This is a genomic window from Tsukamurella paurometabola DSM 20162 (assembly GCF_000092225.1).
GTDB classification, from domain to species: domain Bacteria; phylum Actinomycetota; class Actinomycetes; order Mycobacteriales; family Mycobacteriaceae; genus Tsukamurella; species Tsukamurella paurometabola.
In genome coordinates, this window is record NC_014158.1 from 660,289 (window position 1) to 686,780 (window position 26,492).

Below are 26,492 nucleotides of genomic sequence, written 5' to 3' on the forward strand. Positions count from 1 at the left end.
AAATACATGCATTTCACACATCGCGAGTCGCGGCGCACTCTCGTCAGCGTGACCGCCACCGCTGCCTCCGCCACCGTCGCCCCGCTCCGCGCGGGAACGCCCGCGTACCGCCGCATCACCCTGGCGTTGTTCGTGGCCGGGCTCACCACCTTCGGGTCGATGTACTCGACTCAGGCGGTGCTGCCCGAGCTCACCCGCGTGTTCGGCGCCGCGCCCGCCACGTCGGCGCTCGCCGTCTCGGTGACCACCGGCCTGCTCGCGCTCACGATCATCCCCGTCAGCGCGCTATCCGAGCGATTCGGGCGCACCCACGTGATGACCGCGTCCGCGATACTGGCCGTGGTGCTGGGGCTGCTGATCCCGCTCTCGCCCACACTGCCGGTGCTGCTGGCGCTGCGAGCGCTGCAAGGAATCGCCCTGGCCGGAGTGCCCGCCGTCGCCATGGCCTACCTCGCCGAGGAGGTCGCCGGCCGCGACCTCGGCGGAGCGATGGGGCGGTACGTCGCGGGTACCACCATCGGTGGACTGCTCGGTCGTGTGGTGACCGCCGTGGGGCTCGATGTGCTGCCCTGGCGCGGCGCCATGGAGGTGTTCGCGGTGCTCGCCGCCGTGCTCACCGCCGTGATGATCCGGACGCTCCCGGCATCGCGATTCCATTCCCCCAAGCCGGTTTCCGTGTCGACGACGGTACGCGGCATGGCCGGACACGTTCGCCGCCCCGCCCTCGCGGTCCTGTTCATCCTCGCCTTCCTGCTGATGGGCGGCTTCGTCAGCGTCTACAACTTTCTCGGCTTCCGGTTGCTGGACGCGCCGTTCGGCTTCTCGGCAGGAGTGGTGGGCCTGGTCTTCCTGATCTACCTCGCCGGCACGTGGTCGTCCGGGGCGGCGGGACGGCTCGCGGACCGCGTCGGCCGCCGGCGCGTGCTGCTCGCGTCGATCACCGCCATGGGGGCGGGCTTGTTGATCACGCTCCCCGACACGATTCCGACGGTATTGATCGGCACCGTCGTGCTCACGGCGGGCTTCTTCGCCGCGCACAGTGTGGCCAGCGGATGGGTCGGCGCGCTCGCCACCGAACACCGCGCCGAGGCCTCGTCGGGCTACCTGTTCTGCTACTACGCCGGATCGTCGGTGCTCGGCGCCGCCGCCGGTATCGCCTTCAGCGCCGCCGGGTGGACGGGCATCGTGCTGGCGGTAGGGGTCGCGGTGGTCGTCGCCGGTGTGCTCGCGGCCGCCGTGCTCCCCGGTTCGCCGGGCGAAGCCGCGGGCGACTGAGTAGCGTCGAAGCCATGCGCATCGGAGTTCAGCTTCAGCCCCAACACTTCACCGAGTACCAGCAGCTCCGCGACGCCGTCGCCAAGCTCGAGGAACTCGGCGTGGACGTCGTGTACAACTGGGATCACTTCTTCCCGCTGTCCGGCGATCCCGACGGCACCCATCTCGAATGCTGGACCATGCTCGCCGCATGGGCCGAGCAGACCTCCCGGGTGGAGATCGGCGCACTGGTCACCTGCAACAGCTATCGCAACCCCGATCTGCTCGCCGATATGGCGCGCACCGTCGACCACATCTCGAACGGGCGCCTGATCCTGGGCATCGGCTCGGGCTGGTTCCAGCGCGACTACGACGAGTACGGCTACGAGTTCGGCACCGCCGGTTCACGACTCGACGACTTGGCCACCGCGCTCCCGCGGATCACCGAACGCTGGGCCAAGCTCAACCCCAAGCCCACCCGTGACATCCCGATCCTGATCGGCGGTGGTGGCGAGAAGAAGACGCTGCCGCTCGTGGCCCAGTACGCCTCGGTGTGGCACTACTTCGTGGACCTGGAGACCTACCGGCACAAGTCGGCCGTACTCGCCGACGCCTGCGCGAAGATCGGCCGCGATCCGAAGCAGATCGCGCACAACGTGGCGATTCCGCGCGGCTCCAGCGTCGAAGAGGCGATCGCCTTCGCCGACGTGCTCGTCGCCGAGGGCGCCACGGAGTTCACCGCCGAGCTCGCCGCTCCCGAGTTCGATTACACCGTGATCGAGGCCCTCCTCCGCTGGCGCGACGCGCAGTAGGCGTCAGCGCTGCTCCGCGCCCCGCGTGCTCGCACCCGGTCGGGTGCCGACGAGAGCGGTCGCGCGGTGGAGTAGTGATTCGAGCGGGCCGCGACGGAAGTACGCCATCCACGCGGTCGCGAATCCACTGATCACGATCACGAGCGCGGCGTAGTAGAACCACCCCGATACGGCCCCGAACGTGACGATCCGCTCGCCCTCCGCCCGGACCGGGGGGAACACCGCCAGCAGCACGATCTGGAGGCAGTACGCCGTGAGCGCCATGGCTCCCGTGGCGATGAGGGGGCGCAGTACCCGGCGCGCCGACCGCCGTTGACAGATCACGGTCAGACCGCCGATCACGACGAGTGCGATGCCGATCGAGCCGACGATTTCGAACGGTGTTCCCGAATGCGGGTTCGCTAGCGTCAGGTTCCACCACGACGTGGTGGAAGTTGTTCCCATGGACGGTGTGTCCAGAATGCTGTCCGCCGAGATGCCCGAGTCCGCGAGCATCGGGCGGAGCATTTCCAGCAGGCGATCACGTCCACCGAGAACCGATTGTGCGAACCACGACCCGCCGAAGCCGATGACGGCCGCCGCGGCGCCGGCCGCGATGATCCGGGCCGGCCGGATCGTCGCCACACCCGCCCTGCCCAGGGCGAGGCCGGCGAGCACGAACGGAATCCACGTCACCACGGGATACGCACCCGTCAGGAACACCAGCGTGAGGGTTCCCCTGAGGTCGGTCACCGTATCGAATGTCGGTGCGCCGCCGAATTCGTTGATCTCCATCTGCGAGCGGATCAGGAAGGACACCACGGGCCCGGCGACGGCCGTGATCACCGACAGCCAGGCCAGCGGAACCGTCCCCAGCCGGAGCAGTGGGAGGCAGAGCAGGAAGTACACCGCGTAGTAGCAGAGGATCACCATCACCGAGGTGCCCAGCAGGGTGAGGGCCAGGCCCAGCAGCAGGAGGATCAGCGCGCGCACGGCGATCCGCCACCGCGTCGCCGTGAGATCTGCGGGCGGTTGCGATCCGCCGGACAGGAGCGCAAGAGACACTCCGGCGAGTACGGCGAAAAGTGCGGACGAACGGCCCTGTGCGAGTGTGACGAGCCAGGTGGGCCCGTCCGTCGGATTGACATGGACGAGGCACATGCCCAGCACGGCGAGCCCGCGTGCCGCGTCGACCCCGATCAGTCGTCCGGGGCTCGCGACGCCGGAGCCGGTGGATGTGTCCGTGGGTGCGGATGCGGTCATGGGCGGATCGTTTCTATCGGGGACACCGCGGCGGCGCGGCGTGCGGGAGTCACGGCACTGGCCACGACGACACCGGCAGCAGCCAGCACCGTGATGGCCAGGGCCTTCCAGGGAATGAACACGATGTCGTCGGCGAACGGGATCAGTGCGCGCGATCCGGCGGATCCGATGACGATGCCGAGCGCGATGCCCGTGGCGACCGCTGCACCGGCGATGGCCAAGGACTCGAAGACCGTGGTGCGGTACACGTCCGTGCGGCGCAGTCCCAATACCCGGAGCATGCCGATCTCCCGCCGGCGTTGTTCGACGCCGGCGGACATCACACTGACGTAACCGATCGCGCTGATGATCGCGCTGATGACGGTGATCCCCACCAGGACAACGGTGGTCATGTCGATGAACCGGGCGGCATCGGGAAACTCGGCCGCGGAGACCTGGCCGGCGAGGGCCGACTTGACCGCGGTGGCACCGGTGGCCAGGGTGATCACCACGGTGACCCCGGTGAGGATGCCGATGGTCGAGCGGGTGGTGCGGTTGCGGTAGGCGTACGCGTTACTGCGTGCGACCGACGCCGCGGCCGAGCGCCCGAAGAGCGCACCGATCGCCGAGACCACCGCCGGCAGGAGGACGGGCGCCGCGACCAGGACGCCGAGTGAGAGCAGCACCGCGCCCAACGCGGCCACCAGAACACCGGAGTCCGTTCCGCGGAGGGAGCCGAACGCGGGGGATAGCAGGGCGATCGACCCGAGTCCGAGCAGGATCGTGGCGATCACGAGCCGTACGGCACTGACCGACGGGGCAGGGTCGCAATGATCGTCGGAATCGGCGAGAGCAGACCCGGGGCTGACCGCGAGCACCGAACGGCTCGCGGTGAAGGTCGCCATCGCTGCGACGGCGACGGTCGCGGCGATCACGAGCGGGATGAAGCGATCGGTCGCCCCGGAATCGGCGAGCGGGATAGCGCCGCGGCTCGCGAAATGAGCGCGCAGCCCGACCCCGAGACACCCCGCCACCACCGCGCCCACCACGGAGGCGGCGGCTGCGACGCCGACGACCTCGGCGACGAGACGGCGACGGAGCACGCCTGAACGCGCCCCGAGCAATCGGAGCAGCGCGACGTGCGGCCGGATGCCGACGATCACCGACGACACCCCGGTGGAGATCACGATGGCGCTGACGTAGAGCGCCATGCCGATGAGCAGAGCCGCCAGCATCAGGGCGACGGTGGTCCCGGCCGCCCCACCGGCGGCGGTGAGTGCGCCCGCCGCGATCACCAGGGCGACACCGTAACCCGAACTCAGCCCGGCCACCAGGCCGATCGCGCGGAGGTCGCGGCGTTCGGTCAACCGAAAAGCGGTCACCGTGTACCACCTTCGAGACCGACCATCATCTCTGCGATCCGCGCGGCCGGCATCGACGCGTAGTCGCCTGCCACGCGGCCGTCCGCGATGACCAGGACGCGATCGGCGTACGAGGCGGCGACCGGATCGTGGGTGACCATCACGACGGTCTGCCGGTACTCGGCGCAGGCCGACTTGAGGATGCCGAGGACCTCGCGGCTGGTGCGGGAATCGAGCGACCCGGTGGGTTCGTCGGCGAAGATCACCTGCGGACGGGCCGCCAGCGCTCGTGCGATCGCGACGCGCTGCTGCTGCCCGCCCGACATCGCGCTCGGGCGTCGGTGCAGGAGACCGGTGATGCCCAGGGTTTCGGCCAGATAATCGATCCAGCCGGCGTCCTCCGCGGTGACTTTCGCGCCGCGCAGGCGGAAGGGCAACTCGATGTTCTGTCGCGCCGTCATCGACTGGACGAGGTTGAAGGCCTGGAAGATGAACCCGGCCCTGGTGCTGCGCAGATCGGCCAACTGATCGTCGGGCATCGCCGTGATCGGGGAGCCCGCCAGGTGAACCTCACCCTGAGTGGGCCGGTCCAGGCCTGCGGCGAGGTTGAGCAGTGTGGACTTGCCCGAACCCGATGGTCCCATCACCGCGGTGAAACCGCCGGCGGTGATCGCGAGGTTCACCGAGTCGAGCGCGATGACCGTTGCGTCGCCCGTCCCGTACGACTTGGTGACGCCCGTGAAGGCGACGACGGGAACGGTGCGCCGGGGCGGTGCGAGCGTGGCGGAGGCGTGGTCGGTATGCATGTCTCCATCGTCGGGCGGGAGCAGGCCCGTCACATCCGCCGCACGGACCACCGTCGTACTCCGGCAGGAGGACATTGTGCACTCGGTCCGTGGGTGGATTCCCCGAGTTGCGGCCGATCAGACCAGACCGTGACGGTGTGCGTAGACCACCAGTTGAACGCGGTCGCGGAGGCCGAGCTTGGTGAGCACGCGGGAGACGTGGGTCTTCACGGTGGTCTCCGCGAGGAACTCCTTCTCGGCGATCTCCGCATTCGACAGACCCTCTGCGGCGCGCACGAAGATCTGCTGTTCCCGCTCGGTCAGGCGGCCGAATTCGACAGGTCGATGCGGTGCGGTCGACGGGCGGGGATGAGCGAACAAGTGCCGAGCCGCGGAGGCGGCGACCACCATGTTTCCCGCCGCGACATCGCGGATGGCGGCGAGGACGAACTGCGGTTGCGACTCCTTGAGGAGAAAGCCCGCCGCACCGGCCTCCATGGCACGCGCCACCGCCTCGTCGTGATCGAACGTGGTGAGCATGATGATGGCGGGCGGGTCGGGCTCGGTCATGATCTGGGCCGTCGCCTCGATCCCATCGATGTTCGGCATCCGCACGTCCATCAGGAGCACCTGCGGGCGCTTGTCCCGGACGAGTGCGCATGCTTCGACGCCGTCTGCGGCCTCGCCGATGTTCTCCATATCGGCCTGACTGTCGATGAGCATCGACAGCCCGCTGCGGAACATCGCCTGATCATCGACCACCCCCACGCGAATCATGACGCCCTCCCGTCGAGCTCGGTGGGCACCGGGTCGGGGATGACCACAGTGGCCGTCCACCAGCCGGATTCGGCATGCGCCTCGATGCTGCCGTGGAGCTCGGCCAGGAGTTCGTGGAGGCCGACGAGACCGTTCCCGCCGCGTGGGAACTCGGTCGAACCGGGACCGATCGCGTTGTGCACGGTGACCGTCGTCCGTCCGGCCCCGTATCGGTGGGTGAGCGTGATCGGTTCGGCGGCATCGCCGTGCTTGGCGGCATTGATGAGCAGCTCGGGCAAGACCAGGCTGGCATCGGTGTCGTGCACCCAATCCGGGAGCGGTGGGGCGAGCGCACCGTCGAACCGGATCACGAGTCCCGAGCCAGTGAGCCGCGCGACGAGCTCGTCGAGATCGCGCACCGCATCGTCGCGAGATCGGGTTGCGCTGGTTCCGGTTCGCAACTGTCCCAGAAGGGTTCGCACATCCGCAAGGGCGTCACGGGCAACGTCTCCGATCGTCTCCAGGGCGGCGCTCGCCCGCGCCGGATCGCTGTCCTGGATGTACCGAGCGCCCTGGGACTGCATGACGATCACGGCGAGCGAGTGCGCGACCACATCGTGCATCTCGCGTGCCAGCCGGCTGCGCTCTCGCTCCTGTTCGAGGAGTCGGTCGGCCCAATGCTGTTCCGCGCGTGCCACTCGGAAGGCGGCGGCGGCGGCCCGTTGCCGCCGGACCAGTCCGATGACGTAGCCCACGAGGCACACCATCGCGGCGGCGAGCGCGCAGAAGCCGATCACACTCCACAGGTCGGTGCGGGCGCGGGAGAATTCGGGCCAGGACGCCCGGATCGCCCATGCCGCGCCGGTGAGTCCTCCGGCGACGATGCCGACCGCTCCGACGGTGCGCCACAGACGGTCTCGGGACGCGCCCAGCATGGAGAAGATCAAGACGTAGCCGATCACCACCGTGCCGATGCCGAAGTACCGGATCGAGGCGAACGCGACGCCGGCGCCGATCGCCAGGGCAGTCGCCGCACCGGTGCGCGTGGCTCGGATCAGGACCGCGGCGCCGAGGGCCACCACGGCCACCCAATACGCCGACTGCTCCCAGGCAGCCGCCGACGGATTGCGCGCCATCAGGGTGCCGAGAGCGATCACGACGACGGCCCAGAGCACATCGCGAACGCGGATACCCGCGTCATCCGCCCATCCGAGCGGCGGCCGTCGCCTCGGCCCGTCGGCTCGTCCCTCGCGCATCTCACCACAGTATCGGTCGGGTCACCTGCCAGGCGTTCGTGCAGCGGCCGCCCCGGCTGATCAGCGGTCGGGGGTGACGGTGACGACGGCGCTGTAGGGGATGTCGCCGGGGGCGCGCGGGTCGGGTTGCGGACCCGCCGCCGCCCGTCTGGCCTCCGGTGTATCGAGCCGGCCGAGTGCCACGGCCGCGGGGAAGATCGGTTCGATCCGTTCGACCGCCCATCCGCGCTTCTCGAAGTACGCGACCCCGTCCGCCGGGAGGAAGCGCCAGGGGGCGGAGGCGAGCAGGGTGCGATTGCGTTCGGCCACCAGCGTTCCCACGCCCGCGGTACTCAGATCGAAGCTCCAGCGGGTGATCCCCGCGTTCACCAGGTCCGCCGACAGCGCGTCCACCTCACCGGGGGAGAGGTACATGATCAGGCCCTCGGCAAGAACCAGGGTCCGGCCGCGGGAGGCGTCGTGGAGCGTCGTCGTCAGCTCGTCGCGACCCAGGTCGAGTGGAACTCTCCGCAACCGGCATCGCGGCCTCTCGTGCGCGAGGAGTGCTTCCTTCTCGCCGATCAGCTCCGGCAGGTCGACTTCGACCCACGTCAGGTCGGCCGGGAGTTCGAGCCGATAGGGACGGGCGTCGAGGCCTGCGCCGAGGTTGATCACGGTGTCGAATCCGTCCGCCACGGAGGCCGTGACGACGCGATCCAGCAGCACCGTCCGGGTGGTCAGGTACCAGCCGTCGCCGTCGGCCGCGGCGGGGGCGGCGGCCGCCATCGCGGCGATCTCCCGCCCACGCGCACCCGCCAGCCGCTCGGCCAGGTGATCGTTGAACAGGGCGTCGGGTCGCGCGGATTCCTGTGCCCGCTGATGCGCCACCCACCGCGCGGTGTCGTCGACGGCTTGGATCTCGATGTCTGTCATACCCACTCCAATCCTCTATGAACATAGAGTCTCTATAGTTATAGAGGACGGATCGATGCGGCGAAAGGCGGGCGGGTGGACGAGCGGCGAACGGCGATCTGCGAGGCGGTGCTCGATCTGGCGGCCGACGGCGGCAATCGCGCGGTGACGCACGGCGCCGTCGACCGGCGGCTCGATCTGCCCAAGGGGTCGACGTCGTACTACTACCGCACCCGGTCCGACCTGCTCAGGGCGGCGATCGGACGGCTCGCCACGCGTTCGCGCGACGCGTTCGACCGGGCGGCACCGCGCGCCGTCGACCGGGAAACCGCCGCGGATGTGGTGGCCGCGCAGCTCGATCTGTTGCTCGGCGACCGGCGGCGGGACGCGCTCGCCCGGTATGCGCTCGCGCCCGATGCGGCAGCGGAGGGGCTGGCCGATCTGCTCGCGACGTGCCTGTTCTCGGTACCGCTCGCCACCGGGCTGTTCACCGAATTGGGCGCGTACCGGCCCGAGGACGCGGCCCACGATCTCATCAGCCTGCTGGAGGGGTTGCTGTTCGACCGGCTGTACGGAGCCCGTTCACTGGTCGATCGCACGCCGGTGGAGGGCGTCGCCGATCTCCGCCGACCCGTGGCGTGCTGGCTCGCCGCACTGGTCGATTCCCGCCCGCCCGACCAGCGCGGACCGTCCCCATTAAGCTGATCGGCATGACCTACGGCACCTTGATCCTGCTCCGTCACGGCGAGAGCGAGTGGAACGCGTCCAACCAGTTCACCGGCTGGGTCGATGTGGCGCTGACGGAGAAGGGCCGCGGTGAGGCGGCCCGCGGCGGCGAGCTGCTCAAGGCGAAGGGGCTGCTGCCCGATATCGTCTACACCTCGCTGCTGCGCCGCGCGATCACCACCGCCAATCTCGCGCTCGACGCCGCCGACCGGCACTGGATCCCCGTGGTCCGGGACTGGCGCCTCAACGAGCGCCACTACGGCAAGCTCCAGGGCCTGAACAAGGCGCAGACCAAGGAGCAGTTCGGCGATGAGCAGTTCATGCTGTGGCGCCGCAGCTACGACACTCCGCCGCCCGCGATCGACCCGAACAACGAGTACAGCCAGACCGACGACGTCCGCTATGCCGCGCTGCCGCAGGTGCCGCTCACCGAGTGCCTGCTGGACGTGGTCAAACGCTTCATCCCGTACTACCAGGCCGTGATCGAACCGCAGGTCGCCGAAGGGAAGACGGTGCTCGTTGCAGCCCACGGCAACTCGTTGCGCGCACTGGTCAAGCACCTCGACGGCATCTCGGACGCCGACATCGCCGGCCTGAACATCCCTACCGGCATCCCGCTCGCCTACGAGTTCAACGCCGACGGCACCGTCGCCAACCCGGGCGGCACCTACCTCGATCCCGAGGCCGCCGCTGCGGGCGCCGCCGCGGTCGCGAATCAGGGCGGTAAGTAGCTCCCTCGAACCACTGCGGGGCGGTACCGGATTTCGGTACCGCCCCTCAGTTTTTACACAGCCACGCGGGCCGGGGAAGCGATAGCGTTGATACATGGCTGACGTGACTGTGACCCACTCCCCCCAGGAGGAGCGCTACGTGCTCACCGTCGACGGCGAGCTGGCGGGCTACCTCGACTACCTCGATGAGGTGGATGTGCGACTGCTGACCCACACCGTGGTCGACGAGGCGTACGGCGGCAACGGATACGCCGCGCGGCTGACGAAGGCCGCGCTCGACGACGTCCGCGAGTCGGGCAAACGCGCCCGTGCGGTGTGCCCTTATGTCGCGAACTACGTCGAGAAGCACCCGGAGTACGCGAGCGTTGTCGAGGTGGCTGCCGAGCGGTAACCCCCGGTTCACCTGCTGTTCTCGCGAAATGCAAAGGCGGCGGGCCTGGGTACACTATGCGCGTGACTGTGGCCCTCTGCGCGGTGTTCGCCCTCGCGGGCGCGCTGATCGGGTGGCTGGCGCATCGTGTGCGCGAGCGCGTGACCGCCCCGCCCGTGGCCGCCCCGTCGCGGATGACAGTGGCGCAGTTGCAACGTGAGGTGATTCAGGAGTCGCCCACCGGTCTCGTGGTGGTCGACCGCTTCCGCGATGTGATCCTGTTCAACCACCGGGCCGCCGAATTCTCCCTCGTGCGCGATCAGCTTCTCGATGACCGCGTCTGGGCGACGGTGTGTCGCGTGCTCGAGACCGGGACGCCCGGGACCGTGGAACTGACGGTGACCCGGCGCGCCGACCGCGCGGGGATCGCGGTGCGCTGCCGCGTCGAGCTGATCGCCGGGAGCGATCCCGACGAACGCTACGCGGTGGTCTACGCCGACGACGACACCGAGAACAAGCGGATGGAGGCCACCCGCCGCGATTTCGTGGCCAACGTCTCCCACGAACTCAAGACCCCCGTCGGAGCCATCGGGCTCCTCGCCGAGGCGCTGCTGGAATCCGATGACGATCCGGAGGCGGTGCGGCACTTCGGTTCCCGTGTGCTGTCCGAGTCCACCCGGATGGGCAACATGGTCAACGAACTGATCGCGCTCTCCCGCCTGCAGGGCGCGGAGAAGCTGCCCGACCTCGGCACCGTCGAGGTCGATGACGTAGTCGGTGAAGCGGTGGCCCGCGCCCAAGTGGCGGCGGAGGCCAACAACATCGCGCTGATCGTGGACGAGCCCTCCGGGTTGGAGATCCGCGGCGACGACACGCTGCTGTTGACCGCGCTGGCCAACCTCATCTCCAATGCGATCGCGTATTCCCCGCAGGGGACGCAGGTCTCGATCAGCCGGCGCAGCCGCGTGATCGACGGCGTCGCCTCGGTCGAGATCGCGGTGACCGACCGCGGGATCGGCATCGCACCCGAAGACCAGGAGCGCGTCTTCGAGCGCTTCTTCCGCGTCGACAAGGCGCGCTCCCGGATGACGGGCGGTACCGGACTCGGACTCGCCATCGTCAAACACGTCGCCGCCAACCACGGCGGCACCATTAAGCTCTGGAGCAAACCGGGCATGGGTTCGACGTTCACGCTGGTGTTGCCGGCGTTGACGGAGGCAGGCACGGCGGGCACGGAACAGGAAGACCACAGCGAGGAAGTACTGCGGTGACACACGTACTGATTGTCGAAGACGAGGAGTCGCTGGCCGACCCTCTGGCGTTCCTGCTCCGCAAGGAGGGGTTCGAGACCACCGTGGTCACGGACGGCGCCGAAGCTCTCCGGCATTTCGACTCCGCCGGTGCCGATATCGTGCTGCTCGATCTCATGCTCCCGGGCATGAGCGGCACCGACGTCTGCAAGCAGTTGCGCGCCCGCTCGTCGGTGCCGGTCATCATGGTGACTGCCCGCGACAGCGAGATCGACAAGGTCGTCGGCCTGGAGCTGGGAGCGGACGACTACGTCACCAAGCCCTACTCCGCCCGGGAGCTGATCGCCCGGATCCGGGCGGTGCTGCGGCGCGGTGCGGATACCGCCGGCGGCGAGGGCCTCGACGACGGGGTGCTCGAGGGCGGCCCGGTGCGGATGGACGTCGAGCGGCACGTGGTCACCGTGGCCGGCGAGGCCGTCACCTTGCCGCTCAAGGAGTTCGACCTGCTCGAGTACCTGCTGCGCAACAGCGGCCGGGTACTCACCCGCGGACAGCTCATCGACCGCGTCTGGGGTGCCGACTACGTGGGCGATACGAAGACCCTCGATGTGCACGTCAAACGCCTGCGCAGCAAGATCGAGGCCGATCCGGCCAACCCGAAGCACCTGGTCACCGTTCGCGGACTGGGCTACAAGCTCGAGCCCTAGCCCCCGACGAACCCAGCCCCCGACGAACCCAGCCCTGACTTAACAGCGTTAGCAGCAGGCGTTTCCCCAGGAAGCCGTCTGGGCTAACGCTGTTAAGTCGGGGAGGGAGTCAGAGCTCGACGTACTTCATGTCGTAGCTCTGCCGCTCGGTGGCGGCGACGGTGGCCGGATGCACGGCGACGAGGCGGTCCTGACGGGCCTCGCACTCGCGGGCCAGCGCCGCGTACGCCGCCTCGCCCAAGAGCTCGGTGAGCTCCGGTGCGTAGCTCTGCCACACCTGCTGCGCGCCGATGTGCGCCTCCGGTGAACCGCTGCAGTACCACTGCAGGTCGAGTCCGCCGGCACCCCAACCGCGCCGGTCGTACTCGCCGATCGTGGTCTTGAGGATCTGCTCACCGTCGGGCCGCTCCACCCATTCCTGTGTGCGGCGCACCGGAAGCTGCCAGCACACATCGGGTTTCACCGTGAGCGGCTCGACCCCGGTGCGCAACGCCATCGCGTGCAGGGAACAGCCCTCGCCGCCCGGGAAGCCCGGTCGATTGAGGAAGATGCAGGCACCGTCGACGCGGCGGGTGCGCAGCGCCGGCTCGTCTTCGAGCTCGTCCTCTTCGAGGTACCCCTTCTTTCCGAGCCCCTTCTTCCGGAACTGCCAATCGGCATCCGTGAGCATGGCGACCGCCTTCTTCAAACGCTTGCGGTCGTCGGAATCGGAGAGGAAAGCGCCGTGGCTGCAGCAGCCGTCGTTCTCGCGGCCCGGTTCGATGCCGTGGCACGCGGGCGTGCCGAAGACGCACGTCCAGTGCGACAGCAGCCATGTCAGATCGGCGACGATGAGGTGCTCGGAATTCTCCGGATCGGTGAACTCGAGCCATTCGCGCGGAAAGTCGAGGGGGACTTCCGGCACTGGAGTGCGCACACCCGGCATGGGAAGGTCGGTCACGGACTCCACGGTAGTCCGGTCTAGATTGGCACTGTGAGACTGGGAGTCCTCGACATCGGTTCGAATACCGTGCACCTGCTGGTGGTGGACGCCCATTGGGGCGCGCACCCCACCCCGATGAGTTCGACGAAGGCCACGCTCCGGTTGGCCGAGAAGATCGAACCCAGCGGTCGGCTGAGCCAGGCCGGTGAGGACGCGTTGGTTTCGGCGGTGCAGGAGTTCACCACCATCGCCCGGAGCTCCGGCTGCGAGGAGGTGATGGCCTTCGCCACCTCCGCGGTCCGCGACGCCAGCAACACCGACTCGGTGCTCGCGCACGTCAAGCGGAGCTCCGGCGTCGATGTCGAGGTGCTCTCCGGCGTGGACGAGTCGCGCCTGACCGCCCTCGCCGTGCGCCGCTGGTACGGCTGGAGCGTGGGCCGCGTGCTCAACATCGACATCGGCGGCGGCTCTCTGGAGATGAGCAACGGGGTCGACGAGGAGCCGGACGTGGCCCTGTCGTTGCCGCTCGGCGCTGGCCGCCTCACCCGTGAGTGGCTCACCGAAGACCCGCCCGGCCGCCGACGCGTCGCCATGCTCCGCGACTGGCTCGATGCCGAGATCGCACCCTCGGCCGCCCGGCTCGAGGCGGCCGGCACGCCCGACCTCGTTGCGGGAACGTCGAAGACGATGCGCACGCTCGCCCGCCTGACCGGCGCGGCACCGTCGTCCGCGGGACCCCGGGTCAAGCGCACCCTGACCGCCCGGGGGCTGAGCCAGCTGATCGCCTTCATCAGCCGGATGACGGTGGCCGACCGCAAGGAACTCGACGGGCTCAGCTCCGACCGCGCAGGTCAGATCGTGGCCGGGGCGTTGGTCGCCGAGGCCGCCATGCGCTCGATGAAGGTGGAGCAATTGGACATCTGCCCGTGGGCACTGCGCGAGGGTGTGATCCTCCGCTATCTGGACACCCGGGCAGGATTCACCCCCGAGAACGGCGGGAAGTCCCACTGACACCGGCGGGCCCGATCGTCGATCACTGCGCGCGCCGCCGAAGGTGCGCGTGCACTAACACGTAGAATCTGCGACAGACCCAAACGGACGTGGGTGCGGGTGCCACCTCATCCGCCCCGCGCGGGAGGTCCCACCGGGACCGGAACGAGAGTCGAGGACGGTGACTTCACATGAGTGACGAGCAGAGCATCTCGGTCGCAGAGCTGCTCGCCCGCAACGGCGGTGCCCAGCCTCCTGCCGGCGGTCGCCGGCGGCGGCATCGCGGTGGGGAGAACTCGATCACCGTCGCCGAACTCACGGGCGAGATCCCCGTCGTCCGCGACGGCGAGGGCGAGCAGCCCGCGCAGTCTTCGGCCGATGCCGCGCAGCCGGCCCAGTCCGAGGCCGCCACCCGGCCCGACGCCACCCAGGCGGCGCAGGCCGAGGCAGCGGCGCAGCCGCAGGCGCCTGAGGAGTCCGCGCCCCAGTCCCCGTTCGCACCGCCCGCCCCGCGCAACCGGGTCGCGGAGCCGCCGGTCACGCCCGCCGACACCACCGACACCTTCGATGCCGTGCCCGACGGGACCGAGCAGCCGGAGGAGGAGGCGGCGAGTTCCGCGTCGCTGGCCCAGGCCGTCGCCGATACCGGCCGGTTCCAGGCGATCGACCCCGGCAACGTCGACGAGTACCCGATCTCGCAGGGGCCCGCGGACGCGCCGCATGTCGATGAGCCCGTCACCGAGGCCGTCGAGGCCGAGGTGGTCGAGACCGTGCACACCACCGAGGGACGCGACGAGGTCAGCCACGCCTGGTCCCAGTGGAGCGACGGTGCCGCCCCGGGTATGGCGACCGCCGACTTCAACACCGCACAGGTGCGCGAGCGCCAGGCCCGCCTGGCCGAGGAGGCGCAGGTCGCCGACGCACCCGAGCCCGCCGTGGTTCCGGTCCCGGACACCGCCTCGATGAGCGTGCAGCAGATCAGCGACGCCCACGACACCGAGGCGCCGAGTACGGACACCCCTACCGAGGTCGCGTTCGACGAGGCCGCCGACGCGGACCAGGCCCCGCGCGGCGCTCGCAGCTGGCTGCTGCTCATCGCCGAGGTGTTCGGCGGCGTCGTTGCCGGCGCTGCCCTGTTCTACGGCTTCTACCAGCTGTGGAACTGGGGCGGCGGTACCTGGACCATCGCGCTCACCGTGGTGCTGGCCTTCGTGGTGATCATCGCGATCGTCACCTTCACGCACTACCTGCGCAAGACCACCGACTACCTGACCCTGGGGCTGGCCTTATTCGTGGGCCTGGTGATCACCTTCGGCCCGCTGCTGATGAGTCTCGCGTCGCAGAACTGAGCGCAGGTACCGTCGAAGCTGTGAGCGGCATCGAGGTCGGCCTGTCGACCGCCTCGGTGTATCCCGAGAAGCTCGAGGCCGCATTCCGGTACGCGGCCGAGACCGGGTACGACGGTGTCGAACTCATGGTCTGGCACGAGTCCGCCAGTCAGGACATCGCCAACGTCGCCGGGCTCTCCATGCGCTACGACGTGCCCGTGTTGTCGGTGCACGCGCCCTGTCTGCTGATCAGCCAGCGGGTGTGGGGGAGCGATCCCATGGCCAAGCTCGGTCGCGCCGTGACCGCCGCCGAGGACCTGGGGGCGCGCACCGTCGTGGTGCACCCGCCGTTCCGGTGGCAGCGGCGGTACGCCGAGCACTTCACTGATCTGGTGAACGAGCTCGAATCCGACAGCCACATCGAGGTCGCGGTGGAGAACATGTTTCCGCTGCGCTTCGACGCCTTCTTCGCCAGCCGCGGTGAGACCGCCGAACGGCTGATGCGGCGCGCTAAGCCGGTATCCGCTTTCGCGCCGTCGATCGACCCCACCGATGTGGGCTTCGCGCACTACACGCTCGATCTCTCGCACACCGCGACCGCCGGCGTCGACGCCCTGGATCTGCTCGACCGGATGGGCGGCGGGCTCAGTCACCTGCATCTCGCCGACGGGCTCGGTGCCGCCACCGATGAGCACCTGGTGCCCGGCCGGGGGAATCAGCCCTGCGCGCAGGTGTGCCGCCGGCTCGCGGCCACCGGCTTCGAAGGACACGTGATCCTGGAGATCGCGACGGGCTCAGCGAAGAGTCCTGACGAGCGGCGTGCAATGCTCACGGAAGCGCTGGAGTTCGCGCGCGAGCACCTGCGCGCCGACTCCGTCGCCTGACCGCGTCGCATCGCCGAAGGAGCTTGACAATGGCATTGTTCGCCGACCTCGTCGCGGTGGAGCCCGCGCCCGGCGGATTCACCGCGGACATCGACCGCACCTGGTCGGTGGGCCGCAAGGTGCACGGCGGGGCGCTGTTGGCCGTGCTCGCGTCGGCCGGTCGCGCGGCGTACCTCGCCGACGGTGGTGATGAGGGTGTGCAGCCGGTGGTGATCGCGGCCGAGTACCTCGGCGCCCCGGACCCGGGGAGCGTCGCGCTGCGGACCGAGGTGGCCAAGCGTGGACGCACCACGTCGGTGGTGAATGTGCAGGCGGTGCAGGGTGACCGGGTGTACGTGCAGGCCGCGGTGACCCTGGCCCGCCGGGACAGCGGCGACGAGCGGTACGTCGAACCGACCCCGCTCGACGACCTGCCGGCCACGCCGCCGGACGACGCGCTCGCCTGGGATCCCGACCACCCCGCGGCGAAGGTCTTCAAGGTGGGCCGGGTCGCCGAGGTGCGCTACGACCCGTCGACGTTGCCCGTGCTGCACGGCCGGACCGGTGCGGCGCAGACCCGCGGCTGGGTCCGGCTGCGCGAGGAGCCGGTGTCGGCCCTGTTCGCGCTGCTCGCCACCGATATCTCACTGCCCGTGGTGGCCAACACCGGCGCCATCGGCTGGGCGCCCACCCTGACCCTCACCGCGACGGTGCGCCGCGAACCGATACCGGGCTGGCTGCGGTTCCGCGCCTCGTCGCCCGTGGTGGGGCAGCAGTGGTTCGAGGAGGATCACCTCCTGGTCGACGAATCCGGGCGGGTGGTGGCCACCTCGCGACAACTCGCGATGGTGCCCGTCGCCGCGCCGGCGGAGAACGCGTGAGGGAGAAGGACATGACGGAGAACATGACGATCGCCCTGATCGGTGGGGGCCGCATCGGCGAAGCGCTGCTCGGCGGCCTGGTGGCCGCAGGCCACGCACCGGAGCGGCTGGTCGTCGCCGAACCGCACGCCGGCCGGGGCGCCGAGCTGACCGAGCGCTACGGCGTGCGGACGGTGACCGCGATCGCCGAAGCGGTCGACGGTGCCGGCCTCGTGGTGATCGCGGTCAAGCCGGATGTGGTGGCGTCGGTCCTGCCCGATGTGGCTGGTGCCCTCGGCGACGGTGCCGTCGTGGCATCGGTGGCGGCGGGTGTGCCGACGCCGACGTACGAGGCGGCGCTGCCCGCGGGGACACCGGTGGTGCGGGTGATGCCGAACACCGCCATGCTGGTGGGCCGGTCGATGAGCGGGATTTCCGGCGGCCGGGACGCCGGCGAGGCCCACGTGGCGCTGGTCCGCGGCATCATGGAGGCGGTCGGTCAGACCCTCGTCGTGCCCGAGTCCAAGCTGGACGCACTCACCGCGCTGTCCGGTTCCGGGCCCGCCTACGCCTTCCTCGTGGCCGAGGCGATGATCGATGCCGGTGTCGATCTGGGGCTCACGCGGGACCAGGCGACGACCCTCGCCACCCATACGATCGCGGGCGCGGGTGCACTAATGGTTGAGACTTCTTCGTCGCCGGTCGAGCTTCGGGCGGCGGTGACCTCTCCGGGAGGCACGACGGCGGCGGCGATCCGTACTCTGGAGAAAAATGGCCTCCGACCTGCGTTTTATGAGGCGACGAGGGCGTGTGCGGAGCGTTCGGCCGAGCTGGGCAAGCGATCCTAGAAGCTTCGGTTAGCTCACTCCCGTCGCATTATTCCCATTGGTACCGCTAAGCTGCTCGAAGCACGTGCGTGTCAGGTCCGCCGGAGGGGAAGCCGGCGGCGCGACATGTGCCGGAGGTTAGGGATTACATGGCGTCTGCAAACAAGAACAGCAAGCCCGCCGAGATCGGCGCACCGGGTCAGCCCGCTGCCGCCGGTTCCTCGTTCCTGACGGTGGCCGAGGTTGCCACCCTGATGCGGGTGTCGAAGATGACGGTGTACCGCCTGGTGCACAACGGTGAGCTGCCGGCGGTCCGCGTCGGTCGGTCCTTCCGTGTGCACGAGAAGGCCGTGCACGATTACCTCCAGACCTCGTTCTTCGACGCAGGCTAGGCCGCAGCGGGCCGCGTGCCCGCTGACGCCGCACCGGGCGGATTTCGTCCGTGCCGAGACGGCGGGTAGAGTGGATGCCTGTTGCGTGTTGCGCGGGCGTGTCCGTCCGCCCGCCGCGCCGAAGTGACCGAGTCATATCGATAGAGAGACGTGAGGAACCCATGGGTTCAGTGATCAAGAAGCGCCGCAAGCGCATGTCGAAGAAGAAGCACCGCAAGCTGCTCCGCCGCACTCGCGTGCAGCGTAGGAAACTCGGCAAGTAAGCGTTACTGCGGCGCCGGATCGGTGAGTCCACCGCGTCCGCGTCACAATCTCGTCAGAACCCGTCCGGTCCCGGGCGGGTTCTTTCGTGTTCCGGTTACCCTGCAGTAATGAGTGAGTCGACCGCCGGAGGGCGCCCGGGACCGCGCGTGGTCATGGTGACGGGCGCTTCCACCTTCCTGGGCGGATACCTCGTTCGCCGGCTTGCGCAACGCCCCGATATCGAGCGCGTGATCGGCGTCGACGCGGTGCCGCCCACGAAGGCGATGCATCGCCGGATGGACCCCGCGGAGTTCATTCGCGTCGACTACCGCAGCCACATCTTCGGCAAGATCATGGCCACCAATGAGGTGGACACGGTGGTGCACGGTGCCACCTCGGTGATCGACAACCATTTCCCGTCGGCGTCCACCAAGGACGCGATCGTCTTCGGTTCGATGCGCGTGTTCGCCGCCTGCCAGAAGTCCGAGACGGTCAAACGGGTCATCATGCGCTCGTCCACGCAGGTCTACGGTTCCCGCTCGCGCAACGCCGCACTTCTCACCGAAGACCTGGTGAGCGGCCTCGCCGCCAACGGGCACCCGCGCGATCTGCTCGACGCGGAGGCCTATGCCCGCAGCATGGCCCGCCGCCGTGCCGATCTGGAGCTCACCATTCTGCGGATGGCGCCGATCCTCGGGCCCAATATCGAAACCCTGCTCCGATCGCTGTTCGAACGGCCCGTCGTTCCGTCGATCGTCGGCCGCGACGCCCGCTTGCAACTGCTGCACCAGGACGACGCGCTGGGCGCGCTCGAGCACGCGGTGGTCGCGGGCCGGCCGGGCACGTACAACATCGCCGGCGACGGTGCGATCGCCATGTCGCAGGCGATCCGGTTGGCCGGGCGGGTTCCGATCCCCGTGCTCCGATCGACGTTCGGGCCCACCGTCGCGGCGATTCGTGGCCGCGGAGGCGCTACCGACAACCGGGTTCAGCTGGACTTCCTGAGCTTCGGAAACGCCTTCGATACCGCTCGTATGCGGGACGAACTCGGCTTCACGCCGAAGTTCACCACCCGGGAAGCGATGGAAGACATCACGCGCCAGGGGCCGATAGAACCTACAATCGGGGTGGACTCGATCCTGGCCGTCGAGCAACGGGTCGCAGCACTGGCCCGACGGTTCGCCGGTATCGATGCACGAGTACGGCACGGCTAGACGGTAGGCAGCAGATGACGAACGCTTCAGGTTCACAGCACGCGAAGGTGCTGCAGTTGCCCGTGTCCATCGACACTCAGCGCTCCACGGGCCGCGAGCGGGCGCAACAGCGGCATCCCTCGTCGCTCACCGGAGGTCCCGCCACCGCGGGCCGGTCCGGCCGCGCCACCGTGCACCCGCTCAATCCTGATTTCATGCCCGATGCACCGCAATCCGACGAGCCCGGTGCCGGTTGGCGCGAACGCGCGGCCGAGTCCGTGATCGACGGTGCCGCCTTCGTCCGGGAACGGCTCACCGGCGACTACGACATCGACCGCTTCGGCTTCGACCCGCACCTGACGGACGCGGTGTTCCTGCCGGCGCTGCGGCCGGTCTACGACAAGTGGTTCCGGGTGGACACCTCCGGCGCCGAGAACCTGCCCCGCGAAGGCGGCGCGCTGCTGGTCGCGAACCACTCCGGCGTGATCCCGCTCGACGGGCTGATGACCTCGGTCGCGGTGCACGACAATCATCCCGACGATCGGCACCTGCGGCTGTTGGCCGCCGATCTGGCCTTCGAGTACCCGTTCATCGGTGAGGTCGCCCGCAAGATGGGCGCCACCGTCGCCTGCAACGCCGACGCCGAATCCCTGCTCTCGCAGGGCGAACTCGTCGCCGTATGGCCCGAGGGCTTCAAGGGGATCGGCAAGCTGTACCGGGATCGGTACAAGCTGCAGCGGTTCGGCCGAGGCGGCTTCGTGACCGCCGCCATCAAGGCGCAGGTGCCGATCATCCCGGTGTCCATCGTGGGTGCCGAGGAGACGTATCCGATGCTGGCCGACGTGAAGCCGATCGCCCGGCTGCTGGGGCTGCCCTACGCGCCGATCACCCCGCTGTTCCCGTGGCTCGGCCCGCTGGGCATGATCCCGCTGCCGTCGAAGTGGCACATCGAATTCGGTGAACCGATCCCTACGGATACCTTCGCCCAGGCCGACGCCGACGATCCGATGGTGGTCTTCGAGCTCACCGACAACGTGCGCGAGACCATCCAGCAGTCGCTCTACCGCATCCTCGCCCGCCGTAAGAACATCTTCCAGGACTTCTGATCCCGGCAGTTCTGCGTGCGCGACGCCGCGGACGCGGGGAGCCGCGCAGCCCCCTCGCCCTCCGTTGAATCTGCATTCAGTAACGGATTTCAGCGGGATCGGGTCGCTGAAGGCAGATCCGACGGGTCGTGGTTCGGGGGAGCTGGCGAGGGTATGCGCACTGTGTACGACGCGTGATGCACGTCTGGCGCGGAATCAGTTGTCGCTGAAGTGTTTGATGAGAGCCGCGGCGCCGCCGACTGCCACACCCACACCGAGGGCGGTGGGGACGCCGATCTTCGCGGCCTTGCGGCCGGTGCGGTAGTCACGGATCTCCCAACCGCGCACGCGGGCCACTTCGCGGAGGTCGGAGTCGGGGTTGATCGCGACAGCGGTGCCGCACAGCGACAGCATCGGCACATCGTTGTGCGAATCGCTGTAGGCCGTGCAGCGTTTGAGGTTCAGACCTTCACGGATCGCCAGCGACCGGACCGCGTGCGCTTTCCCGAGGCCGTGCAGGATGTCGCCGACGAGCTTGCCGGTGAAAACCCCGTCCTGCGACTCGGCGACGGTGCCGAGCGCCCCGGTGAGTCCCAGCCGGTCCGCGATGGTCTGCGCCAACTCCACCGGGGTGGCCGTCACCAGCCACACCTGCTGCCCGGCGTCGAGGTGCATCTGCGCCAGCGCACGGGTGCCCGGCCAGATCTTGTCGGCGATGATCTCGTCGTAGATCTCCTCGCCGACGGCCTTGAGCTCCTCGGTGGAACGGCCCGCGATGAACGAAAGCGCCTTCTCGCGGCCTGCGGCCACGTCGTCGCTGTTCTCCTTGCCGGTGAGCCGGAACTTGGCCTGCGCCCAGATCGCGGACGCCAGATCGGAGTAACTGAAGTAGTTACGTGCGGCCAGTCCCCGGGCGAAGTGGACGATCGACGCGCCCTGAACCATCGTGTTATCCACGTCGAAGAACGCGGCCGCGGTGAGATCGGGTGGCACCGCACCCTCTTCGCGGCCCTCCTTCTCGGCCAGCAGGGAATGCGCGGCATCGGCGCTCGCCTCGCCTGCCTCGCTCTGCCGAATCTCTTCGGCGCTGGCCTGGTCGGACACTGGCCACCTCCCACTCGCGACGGATGTCTCTCAACCTTAGCGGCGCTCGCCGGTAGCCGGGTGGGACACTCGACACATGGCACCGTTGCGGACCCTCACCCTTCTCACCCGCGCGGGCTGCGGCATGTGCGCTCACGCCCGCGAGGAACTCACCGCGCTGGTCGCGGAGCTCGCTGCCGCAGGGCGTCCCGTCGAATACCTCCAGGTCGATGTGGATGCCGCAGGAAACAACGAGCTCCGTGCCGAATACGGCGACATGCTGCCCGTGGTTCTGCTCGACGGGGAGCAGCACAGCTACTGGGAGGTCGACGAGGCCAGGCTGCGCGCCGATCTCGCGGCGTGAACGCCGATTAACACGTAGGTAAGCCTCAGCGCGTTTTCCCTCTGGGACCGATCGGGGGTAGCGTGCAGGGTAACGGGACAACTACGTTCTGTAGTTCCCGCGTGAGTTCTGCGAAGGAGCAGCCAGGGTGTCGGTTCTGCTGTTCGGCGCGTCGCACCGCAGCGCGCCGGTGTCGGTCCTCGAGCGATTGGCGATCACCGAGACCGATCGCCCCAAGGTGCTGGCGCAGCTCATGGAGTCGCCCCACATCGACGAGGTCATGGTGGTCACCACCTGCAACCGGGTCGAGATCTACGCCGTCGTCGAGGCGTTCCACCCCGCTCTGGAGGCCGTCTCCGACGTCCTCTCCACCCGCTCCGGCCTCACTATCAACGAACTGAGCAAGCACGCGTTCGTCCGGTACTCCGAGGCGGCGGTGCAGCACCTGTTCTCGGTGGCCAGCGGACTCGACTCGATGGTCGTGGGGGAGCAGCAGATCCTCGGCCAGATCCGCGGCGCCTACGCCGCCTCGGACGAGCACCAGGTGGCCGGCCGGGTCATCCACGACCTCGCCCAACGGGCCCTGCATGTGGGTAAGCGCGTGCACACCGACACCGGCATCGACAAGGCCGGCGCCTCGGTGGTCTCCGTCGCCCTCGATCGCGCGCGCGATGTGCTCTCCCCGCAGGACGCCGAGGTCCGGCGCGCACTCGTGGTCGGCGCCGGAGCCATGGGCGGCCTCGCCGTCGCGCACCTGGCCCGCGCGGGCGCCGTCGACGTCACCGTCGCCAACCGCACCCAGGACAAGGCCGACCGTCTCGCCCAGGCCGCGCTCGACGCCGGTGTGACCGCAGCCCGCGGGGTGGCGATGGACGATCTCGTCGTCGCGCTCGCCGACGCCGATGTGCTCATCGCGTGCACGGGCGCCGTCGGCAGCGTCGTGAGCCTCGCCGATGTGCATTCCGCGCTCGCGCAGCGCACCGTCGACACCGATCTGGTGGTGTGCGATCTGGGGCTGCCCCGCGATGTCGACCCCGCGGTGGCCGGGTTGCCCGGCGTGGCCGTGATCGACATCGACGCGCTCTCCCGCGAGCCGGGCGCCCAAGCCGCCGAAGAGGATGCCGAGAAGGCGCGACGCATCGTGCTGGACGAGCTCGCCGAGTACCTGTCCGCGCAGCGCTCCGCCGAGGTGACCCCGACCGTGACGGCGCTGCGCCGGCGCGCCGCCGAGGTCGTGGAAGCCGAACTGCTGCGGCTGGATTCACGTCTTCCGGGCCTTGAGGGCACGGACCGCGACGAGGTGGCACAGACGGTGCGCCGCGTTGTGGACAAGCTCCTGCATGCCCCCACGGTGCGCGTGAAGCAGCTCGCCGCCACCCCGGGCGGCGACTCCTATGCGGAGGCGCTGCGCGAGCTGTTCGAACTCAAGCCGGGCGCCACGGGCGCCGTCTCCGCGACCGAAGGATCCGACGAGCGAAGTGTCTGACTCCGACTCCACGGCCGATACCCTCCCCGTTCCACTCCGTATCGGCACGCGTGGCTCGCTGCTGGCCACCACGCAGGCCGGTACCGTGCGCGATGCGCTGATCGCCGCGGGCCACCCCGCCGAGCTGGTCATCGTGACCACCCCGGGTGACCTGAGTTCCGACCCCGTCGAGAAGATCGGCGTCGGCGTGTTCACCTCCGCGCTGCGCGACGCGCTCGCGAACGGCGAGGTGGACGTGGCCGTGCACTCCTACAAGGATCTGCCGACAGCGCCCGACGATCGCCTGGTGCTGGCCGCGGTTCCGCCCCGCGAGGACTCCCGCGACGCGCTCGTCGCCCGCGACGGCATGGTGCTCGGCGAACTGCCCGCAGGTTCCGTGGTGGGTACCTCCAGTCCGCGCCGGGCGACGCAGCTTACAGCACTGGGTCTGGGTTTGGAAATCCGCCCCCTACGAGGCAATCTTGATTCTCGGTTACGCAAAGTCGCGGATGGCGAACTCGACGCGATCGTGGTCGCACTCGCCGGACTCAAGCGAATCGGTCGCCATGACGAGGTGACGGAAGCGCTCGATCCGGTGCAGATGCTTCCGGCGCCCGCTCAGGGCGCCCTCGCCGTGGAGTGCCGCCGAGGCGATGCTGACCTGCAGTCCGTGCTCTCCGAGCTCGACGATCACTGGACTCGCGCGGCGGTTACCGCCGAGCGGGCCCTGCTCGCCGAACTGGAGGCCGGATGCACCGCGCCCGTCGGTGCGATCGCGGAAGTCGTCGAGTCCCTCGACGACGACGGTCGGATCTTCGAGGAGCTGTCACTGCGCGGCATCGCGCTCGCGGCGGACGGCTCTGATTCGGTCAAGGCCTCCGCAGTCGGTCCGGTGGGCGAGGCCGGCGCGCTGGGCACCGCGCTGGCACGAGAGCTGCTCGACCTGGGCGCACGCGACCTGCTCGCGTAAGCACCCGGACGCGCACCCTGCCCGCCGCGCGCACGCGGTCTTGTCTCGACGGCCGCGCGCACGCACCGCATACAGGACGACGGAGAGCCGATACATGAGCCGCACTGCACAGTCCGCGAAGGCAGCCGACACCGACGCGGTGTCCAGCCGCTCGGCCGCGAAGGCGAGCAAACCCGCCCGTGGCAAGGCCACAGCGCCGGGGCGCATCACCTTCGTGGGTTCCGGTCCGGGCGACCCGGGGTTGCTGACCCTGCGTGCACAGCAGACTATCGCGCAGGCGCGCACCGTCTACACCGACCCCGACGTTCCGGCGACGGTGCTGGAGATGGTGGGTGCCGAGTTGCCGGTCGAGCCGATCGAGACCGACGCTGACGCCCCCGCGGCCGAACCCGCGAAGGGCCGCAAGGCCGAGCCGGCGTTCCGCAACCCCGCGACCGTCGCACCCGCCCTGGGTGAGCCGGCCGAGGTCGCCAAGACCCTGTTGACCCAGGCCCGGCACGGCCAGGACGTGGTGCGTCTCGTCGCGGGCGATCCGATGTCCTCGGACGCCGTGCTCGCCGAGATCCACGCCGTCGCCCGCACCCAGATCGCCTTCGAGGTGATCCCCGGCCTGTCGACCGCGACCGCCGTGCCCGCGTACGCCGGCATGGCTCTGGGCTCGGCGCACACCGTCGCCGACGTCCGGGGCGAGGTCGACTGGGCGGCGCTGGCCGCCGCACCGTCGCCGCTGGTGCTGGGCGCGACCGCCGAGCACCTGGCCGATGCTGCGTCGGCTCTGGTCGAGAACGGTCTGGCCCCGCAGACCCCGGTCGCGGTGACCACGCAGGGCTCGACCTGCAAGCAGAAGACCCTGGATGCCACCCTGGCCACCCTGAACGAGGTCGCCGCCGGCCTGCCCGGCCCGCTGGTGATCACCGTCGGCAAGGTGGTGGGCACCCGCAGCAAGCTCTCCTGGTGGGAGTCGCGCGCGCTGTACGGCTGGACCGTGCTGGTGCCGCGGACCAAGGACCAGGCCGCCGACATGTCGAACCGACTGCGTGGCCACGGCGCCATCCCGATGGAGGTCCCGACCATCGCGGTCGAGCCCCCGCGCAGTCCTGCCCAGATGGAGCGGGCCGTGAAGGGCCTGGTCGATGGCCGGTACCAGTGGGTGGTCTTCACCTCCACCAACGCCGTGCGCGCCGTGTGGGAGAAGTTCACCGAGTTCGGGCTCGACGCCCGCGCCTTCTCGGGTGTGAAGATCGCGTGCGTCGGTGAGCAGACGGCCGCCAAGGTCCGCGCCTTCGGCATCGAGCCGGAGCTGCTGCCCACCGGCGAGCAGTCCAGCCTGGGCATGCTCGAGGTGTTCCCGCCCTTCGACGACGTTTTCGATCCGGTCAACCGGGTGCTGTTGCCGCGCGCCGATATCGCGACCGAGACCCTCGCCGAGGGGCTGCGCGATCGTGGCTGGGAGATCGACGACGTGACCGCGTACCGCACGGTGCGGGCTGCGCCGCCCCCGGCCTCGACCCGCGAGATGATCAAGACCGGCGACTTCGACGCGGTCTGCTTCACCTCGAGTTCGACGGTGCGCAACCTGGTCGGCATCGCGGGCAAGCCGCATTCGCGGACCATCGTCGCGTGCATCGGTCCGAAGACGGCCGAGACGGCGATCGAGTTCGGACTGCGGGTGGACGTGCAGCCGGAGACCGCGTCGGTGGAGGACCTCGTCGAGGCCCTGGCCGCGCACGCCTCCCGGCTCCGCGCCGAGGGCACGCTGCCCCCGCCGCGCAAGAAGCCGCGCCGCTCGCGCTCCTAGTGCGCACCTA

At 69.4% G+C, this 26,492-nt stretch carries 28 protein-coding genes; 20 read left to right on the plus strand and 8 right to left on the minus strand.

All coding sequences use genetic code 11. The features are described from left to right. The first annotated feature begins 6 nt into the window (after positions 1-6). On the plus strand, positions 7-1,275 hold the full coding sequence (locus TPAU_RS03155) for an MFS transporter (RefSeq protein WP_013125321.1): 1,269 nt from the start codon (positions 7-9) through the stop codon (positions 1,273-1,275). A 14-nt stretch (positions 1,276-1,289) separates the two neighbouring features. Next, entirely contained in the window at positions 1,290-2,066 is a 777-nt protein-coding gene (locus TPAU_RS03160; RefSeq protein ID WP_013125322.1) for an LLM class F420-dependent oxidoreductase, read from the plus strand. 3 nt (positions 2,067-2,069) lie between these two features. Here the strand turns inward: TPAU_RS03160 and TPAU_RS03165 are convergent, their stop codons facing one another. From TPAU_RS03165 to TPAU_RS03190, 6 genes are all read right to left on the minus strand, one after another. Beyond that, positions 2,070-3,308, minus strand: a complete 1,239-nt coding sequence (locus TPAU_RS03165) for a DUF418 domain-containing protein (protein WP_013125323.1) — start codon at positions 3,306-3,308, stop codon at positions 2,070-2,072. Next, positions 3,305-4,669: an ABC transporter permease gene (locus TPAU_RS03170; RefSeq protein WP_013125324.1), complete on the minus strand. Its 1,365-nt coding sequence runs from the start codon at positions 4,667-4,669 to the stop codon at positions 3,305-3,307. The genes TPAU_RS03165 and TPAU_RS03170 overlap by 4 nt, the downstream gene beginning before the upstream one ends. Beyond that, on the minus strand, positions 4,666-5,454 hold the full coding sequence (locus TPAU_RS03175; protein ID WP_049825929.1) for an ABC transporter ATP-binding protein: 789 nt from the start codon (positions 5,452-5,454) through the stop codon (positions 4,666-4,668). The genes TPAU_RS03170 and TPAU_RS03175 overlap by 4 nt, the downstream gene beginning before the upstream one ends. Before the next feature lie 117 nt (positions 5,455-5,571). Further along, positions 5,572-6,210 (minus strand): response regulator, encoded by a 639-nt coding sequence (locus TPAU_RS03180; RefSeq protein WP_013125326.1) that lies wholly within the window; start codon positions 6,208-6,210, stop codon positions 5,572-5,574. Then, positions 6,207-7,445: a sensor histidine kinase gene (locus TPAU_RS03185; protein ID WP_013125327.1), complete on the minus strand. Its 1,239-nt coding sequence runs from the start codon at positions 7,443-7,445 to the stop codon at positions 6,207-6,209. The genes TPAU_RS03180 and TPAU_RS03185 overlap by 4 nt, the downstream gene beginning before the upstream one ends. A 60-nt stretch (positions 7,446-7,505) precedes the next feature. Beyond that, positions 7,506-8,357 (minus strand): class I SAM-dependent methyltransferase, encoded by an 852-nt coding sequence (locus tag TPAU_RS03190; RefSeq protein ID WP_013125328.1) that lies wholly within the window; start codon positions 8,355-8,357, stop codon positions 7,506-7,508. A 75-nt stretch (positions 8,358-8,432) separates the two neighbouring features. Between TPAU_RS03190 and TPAU_RS03195 the strand changes: the two genes are divergently transcribed. From TPAU_RS03195 to TPAU_RS03215, 5 genes are all read left to right on the plus strand, one after another. Next, the gene (locus TPAU_RS03195; RefSeq protein WP_013125329.1) at positions 8,433-9,041 is read left to right on the plus strand and encodes a TetR/AcrR family transcriptional regulator; all 609 of its coding nucleotides are present in this window, start codon (positions 8,433-8,435) and stop codon (positions 9,039-9,041) included. Positions 9,042-9,046: 5 nt separating this feature from the next. Continuing rightward, on the plus strand, positions 9,047-9,793 hold the full coding sequence (locus TPAU_RS03200; protein ID WP_013125330.1) for a phosphoglyceromutase: 747 nt from the start codon (positions 9,047-9,049) through the stop codon (positions 9,791-9,793). Between the two features lie 94 nt (positions 9,794-9,887). Beyond that, complete coding sequence (locus TPAU_RS03205) at positions 9,888-10,184, plus strand: GNAT family N-acetyltransferase (RefSeq protein ID WP_013125331.1); 297 nt, start codon at positions 9,888-9,890, stop codon at positions 10,182-10,184. A gap of 56 nt (positions 10,185-10,240) precedes the next feature. Beyond that, the gene (locus TPAU_RS03210) at positions 10,241-11,434 is read left to right on the plus strand and encodes a sensor histidine kinase (protein WP_013125332.1); all 1,194 of its coding nucleotides are present in this window, start codon (positions 10,241-10,243) and stop codon (positions 11,432-11,434) included. Next, on the plus strand, positions 11,431-12,120 hold the full coding sequence (locus tag TPAU_RS03215; protein ID WP_013125333.1) for a response regulator transcription factor: 690 nt from the start codon (positions 11,431-11,433) through the stop codon (positions 12,118-12,120). Before TPAU_RS03210 ends, TPAU_RS03215 begins: the two co-directional genes overlap by 4 nt. A gap of 109 nt (positions 12,121-12,229) precedes the next feature. On the opposite strand, the gene TPAU_RS03220 is transcribed toward TPAU_RS03215, so the two are convergent. After that, positions 12,230-13,045: a DUF3109 family protein gene (locus tag TPAU_RS03220; RefSeq protein WP_041944656.1), complete on the minus strand. Its 816-nt coding sequence runs from the start codon at positions 13,043-13,045 to the stop codon at positions 12,230-12,232. Positions 13,046-13,093: 48 nt separating this feature from the next. On the opposite strand from TPAU_RS03220, the gene TPAU_RS03225 reads away from it, so the two are divergent. The 9 genes from TPAU_RS03225 (at position 13,094) to TPAU_RS03260 (ending at position 20,844) form a co-directional block, all read left to right on the plus strand. After that, positions 13,094-14,053, plus strand: coding sequence for a Ppx/GppA family phosphatase (locus tag TPAU_RS03225; RefSeq protein ID WP_013125335.1), 960 nt, complete (start codon positions 13,094-13,096; stop codon positions 14,051-14,053). Positions 14,054-14,223: 170 nt separating this feature from the next. Continuing rightward, positions 14,224-15,381 (plus strand): MFS transporter, encoded by a 1,158-nt coding sequence (locus TPAU_RS03230; protein ID WP_013125336.1) that lies wholly within the window; start codon positions 14,224-14,226, stop codon positions 15,379-15,381. 20 nt (positions 15,382-15,401) lie between these two features. Then, positions 15,402-16,244, plus strand: a complete 843-nt coding sequence (locus TPAU_RS03235; RefSeq protein ID WP_013125337.1) for a sugar phosphate isomerase/epimerase family protein — start codon at positions 15,402-15,404, stop codon at positions 16,242-16,244. Positions 16,245-16,273: 29 nt separating this feature from the next. Further along, positions 16,274-17,104, plus strand: a complete 831-nt coding sequence (locus tag TPAU_RS03240; RefSeq protein ID WP_013125338.1) for a thioesterase family protein — start codon at positions 16,274-16,276, stop codon at positions 17,102-17,104. 11 nt (positions 17,105-17,115) lie between these two features. Then, positions 17,116-17,931, plus strand: coding sequence for a pyrroline-5-carboxylate reductase (gene proC, locus TPAU_RS03245; RefSeq protein ID WP_013125339.1), 816 nt, complete (start codon positions 17,116-17,118; stop codon positions 17,929-17,931). A gap of 128 nt (positions 17,932-18,059) precedes the next feature. Continuing rightward, positions 18,060-18,302, plus strand: coding sequence for a helix-turn-helix domain-containing protein (locus TPAU_RS03250; protein WP_013125340.1), 243 nt, complete (start codon positions 18,060-18,062; stop codon positions 18,300-18,302). A gap of 161 nt (positions 18,303-18,463) precedes the next feature. Next, positions 18,464-18,565, plus strand: coding sequence for a 30S ribosomal protein bS22 (locus TPAU_RS22235; RefSeq protein ID WP_003402602.1), 102 nt, complete (start codon positions 18,464-18,466; stop codon positions 18,563-18,565). Positions 18,566-18,673: 108 nt separating this feature from the next. Next, positions 18,674-19,759: an NAD-dependent epimerase/dehydratase family protein gene (locus tag TPAU_RS03255; RefSeq protein WP_013125341.1), complete on the plus strand. Its 1,086-nt coding sequence runs from the start codon at positions 18,674-18,676 to the stop codon at positions 19,757-19,759. Between the two features lie 14 nt (positions 19,760-19,773). Next, positions 19,774-20,844, plus strand: coding sequence for a lysophospholipid acyltransferase family protein (locus TPAU_RS03260; protein ID WP_013125342.1), 1,071 nt, complete (start codon positions 19,774-19,776; stop codon positions 20,842-20,844). A gap of 195 nt (positions 20,845-21,039) precedes the next feature. Here the strand turns inward: TPAU_RS03260 and TPAU_RS03265 are convergent, their stop codons facing one another. Continuing rightward, positions 21,040-21,927: an HAD family hydrolase gene (locus TPAU_RS03265; RefSeq protein ID WP_013125343.1), complete on the minus strand. Its 888-nt coding sequence runs from the start codon at positions 21,925-21,927 to the stop codon at positions 21,040-21,042. A 76-nt stretch (positions 21,928-22,003) separates the two neighbouring features. Between TPAU_RS03265 and TPAU_RS03270 the strand changes: the two genes are divergently transcribed. The 4 genes from TPAU_RS03270 to TPAU_RS03285 all read left to right on the plus strand — a co-directional run bounded on the left by TPAU_RS03270 (position 22,004) and on the right by TPAU_RS03285 (position 26,482). After that, on the plus strand, positions 22,004-22,270 hold the full coding sequence (locus tag TPAU_RS03270; RefSeq protein WP_013125344.1) for a glutaredoxin family protein: 267 nt from the start codon (positions 22,004-22,006) through the stop codon (positions 22,268-22,270). 127 nt (positions 22,271-22,397) lie between these two features. Further along, a complete protein-coding gene (locus TPAU_RS03275; protein WP_013125345.1) occupies positions 22,398-23,735 on the plus strand; it encodes a glutamyl-tRNA reductase in 1,338 nt (445 codons plus the stop codon). Beyond that, complete coding sequence (gene hemC, locus TPAU_RS03280) at positions 23,728-24,684, plus strand: hydroxymethylbilane synthase (protein ID WP_013125346.1); 957 nt, start codon at positions 23,728-23,730, stop codon at positions 24,682-24,684. Before TPAU_RS03275 ends, hemC begins: the two co-directional genes overlap by 8 nt. A gap of 94 nt (positions 24,685-24,778) precedes the next feature. Beyond that, a complete protein-coding gene (locus TPAU_RS03285; RefSeq protein WP_013125347.1) occupies positions 24,779-26,482 on the plus strand; it encodes a bifunctional uroporphyrinogen-III C-methyltransferase/uroporphyrinogen-III synthase in 1,704 nt (567 codons plus the stop codon). The last annotated feature ends 10 nt before the right edge of the window (positions 26,483-26,492 follow it).

Coding starts and splice junctions, on each gene's coding strand:
- TPAU_RS03220 (WP_041944656.1), bottom strand. CDS start 13,045: ATGCCGGGTGTGCGCACTCCAGTGCCGGAAGTCCCCCTCGACTTTCCG.
- TPAU_RS03230 (WP_013125336.1), top strand. CDS start 14,224: ATGAGTGACGAGCAGAGCATCTCGGTCGCAGAGCTGCTCGCCCGCAAC.
- TPAU_RS22235 (WP_003402602.1), top strand. CDS start 18,464: ATGGGTTCAGTGATCAAGAAGCGCCGCAAGCGCATGTCGAAGAAGAAG.
- TPAU_RS03155 (WP_013125321.1), top strand. CDS start 7: ATGCATTTCACACATCGCGAGTCGCGGCGCACTCTCGTCAGCGTGACC.
- TPAU_RS03255 (WP_013125341.1), top strand. CDS start 18,674: ATGAGTGAGTCGACCGCCGGAGGGCGCCCGGGACCGCGCGTGGTCATG.
- TPAU_RS03205 (WP_013125331.1), top strand. CDS start 9,888: ATGGCTGACGTGACTGTGACCCACTCCCCCCAGGAGGAGCGCTACGTG.
- TPAU_RS03165 (WP_013125323.1), bottom strand. CDS start 3,308: ATGACCGCATCCGCACCCACGGACACATCCACCGGCTCCGGCGTCGCG.
- TPAU_RS03180 (WP_013125326.1), bottom strand. CDS start 6,210: ATGATTCGCGTGGGGGTGGTCGATGATCAGGCGATGTTCCGCAGCGGG.
- TPAU_RS03175 (WP_049825929.1), bottom strand. CDS start 5,454: ATGCATACCGACCACGCCTCCGCCACGCTCGCACCGCCCCGGCGCACC.
- TPAU_RS03210 (WP_013125332.1), top strand. CDS start 10,241: ATGCGCGTGACTGTGGCCCTCTGCGCGGTGTTCGCCCTCGCGGGCGCG.
- TPAU_RS03160 (WP_013125322.1), top strand. CDS start 1,290: ATGCGCATCGGAGTTCAGCTTCAGCCCCAACACTTCACCGAGTACCAG.
- TPAU_RS03185 (WP_013125327.1), bottom strand. CDS start 7,445: ATGCGCGAGGGACGAGCCGACGGGCCGAGGCGACGGCCGCCGCTCGGA.
- proC (WP_013125339.1), top strand. CDS start 17,116: ATGACGGAGAACATGACGATCGCCCTGATCGGTGGGGGCCGCATCGGC.
- TPAU_RS03260 (WP_013125342.1), top strand. CDS start 19,774: ATGACGAACGCTTCAGGTTCACAGCACGCGAAGGTGCTGCAGTTGCCC.
- TPAU_RS03200 (WP_013125330.1), top strand. CDS start 9,047: ATGACCTACGGCACCTTGATCCTGCTCCGTCACGGCGAGAGCGAGTGG.
- TPAU_RS03190 (WP_013125328.1), bottom strand. CDS start 8,357: ATGACAGACATCGAGATCCAAGCCGTCGACGACACCGCGCGGTGGGTG.
- TPAU_RS03240 (WP_013125338.1), top strand. CDS start 16,274: ATGGCATTGTTCGCCGACCTCGTCGCGGTGGAGCCCGCGCCCGGCGGA.
- TPAU_RS03285 (WP_013125347.1), top strand. CDS start 24,779: ATGAGCCGCACTGCACAGTCCGCGAAGGCAGCCGACACCGACGCGGTG.
- TPAU_RS03270 (WP_013125344.1), top strand. CDS start 22,004: ATGGCACCGTTGCGGACCCTCACCCTTCTCACCCGCGCGGGCTGCGGC.
- TPAU_RS03250 (WP_013125340.1), top strand. CDS start 18,060: ATGGCGTCTGCAAACAAGAACAGCAAGCCCGCCGAGATCGGCGCACCG.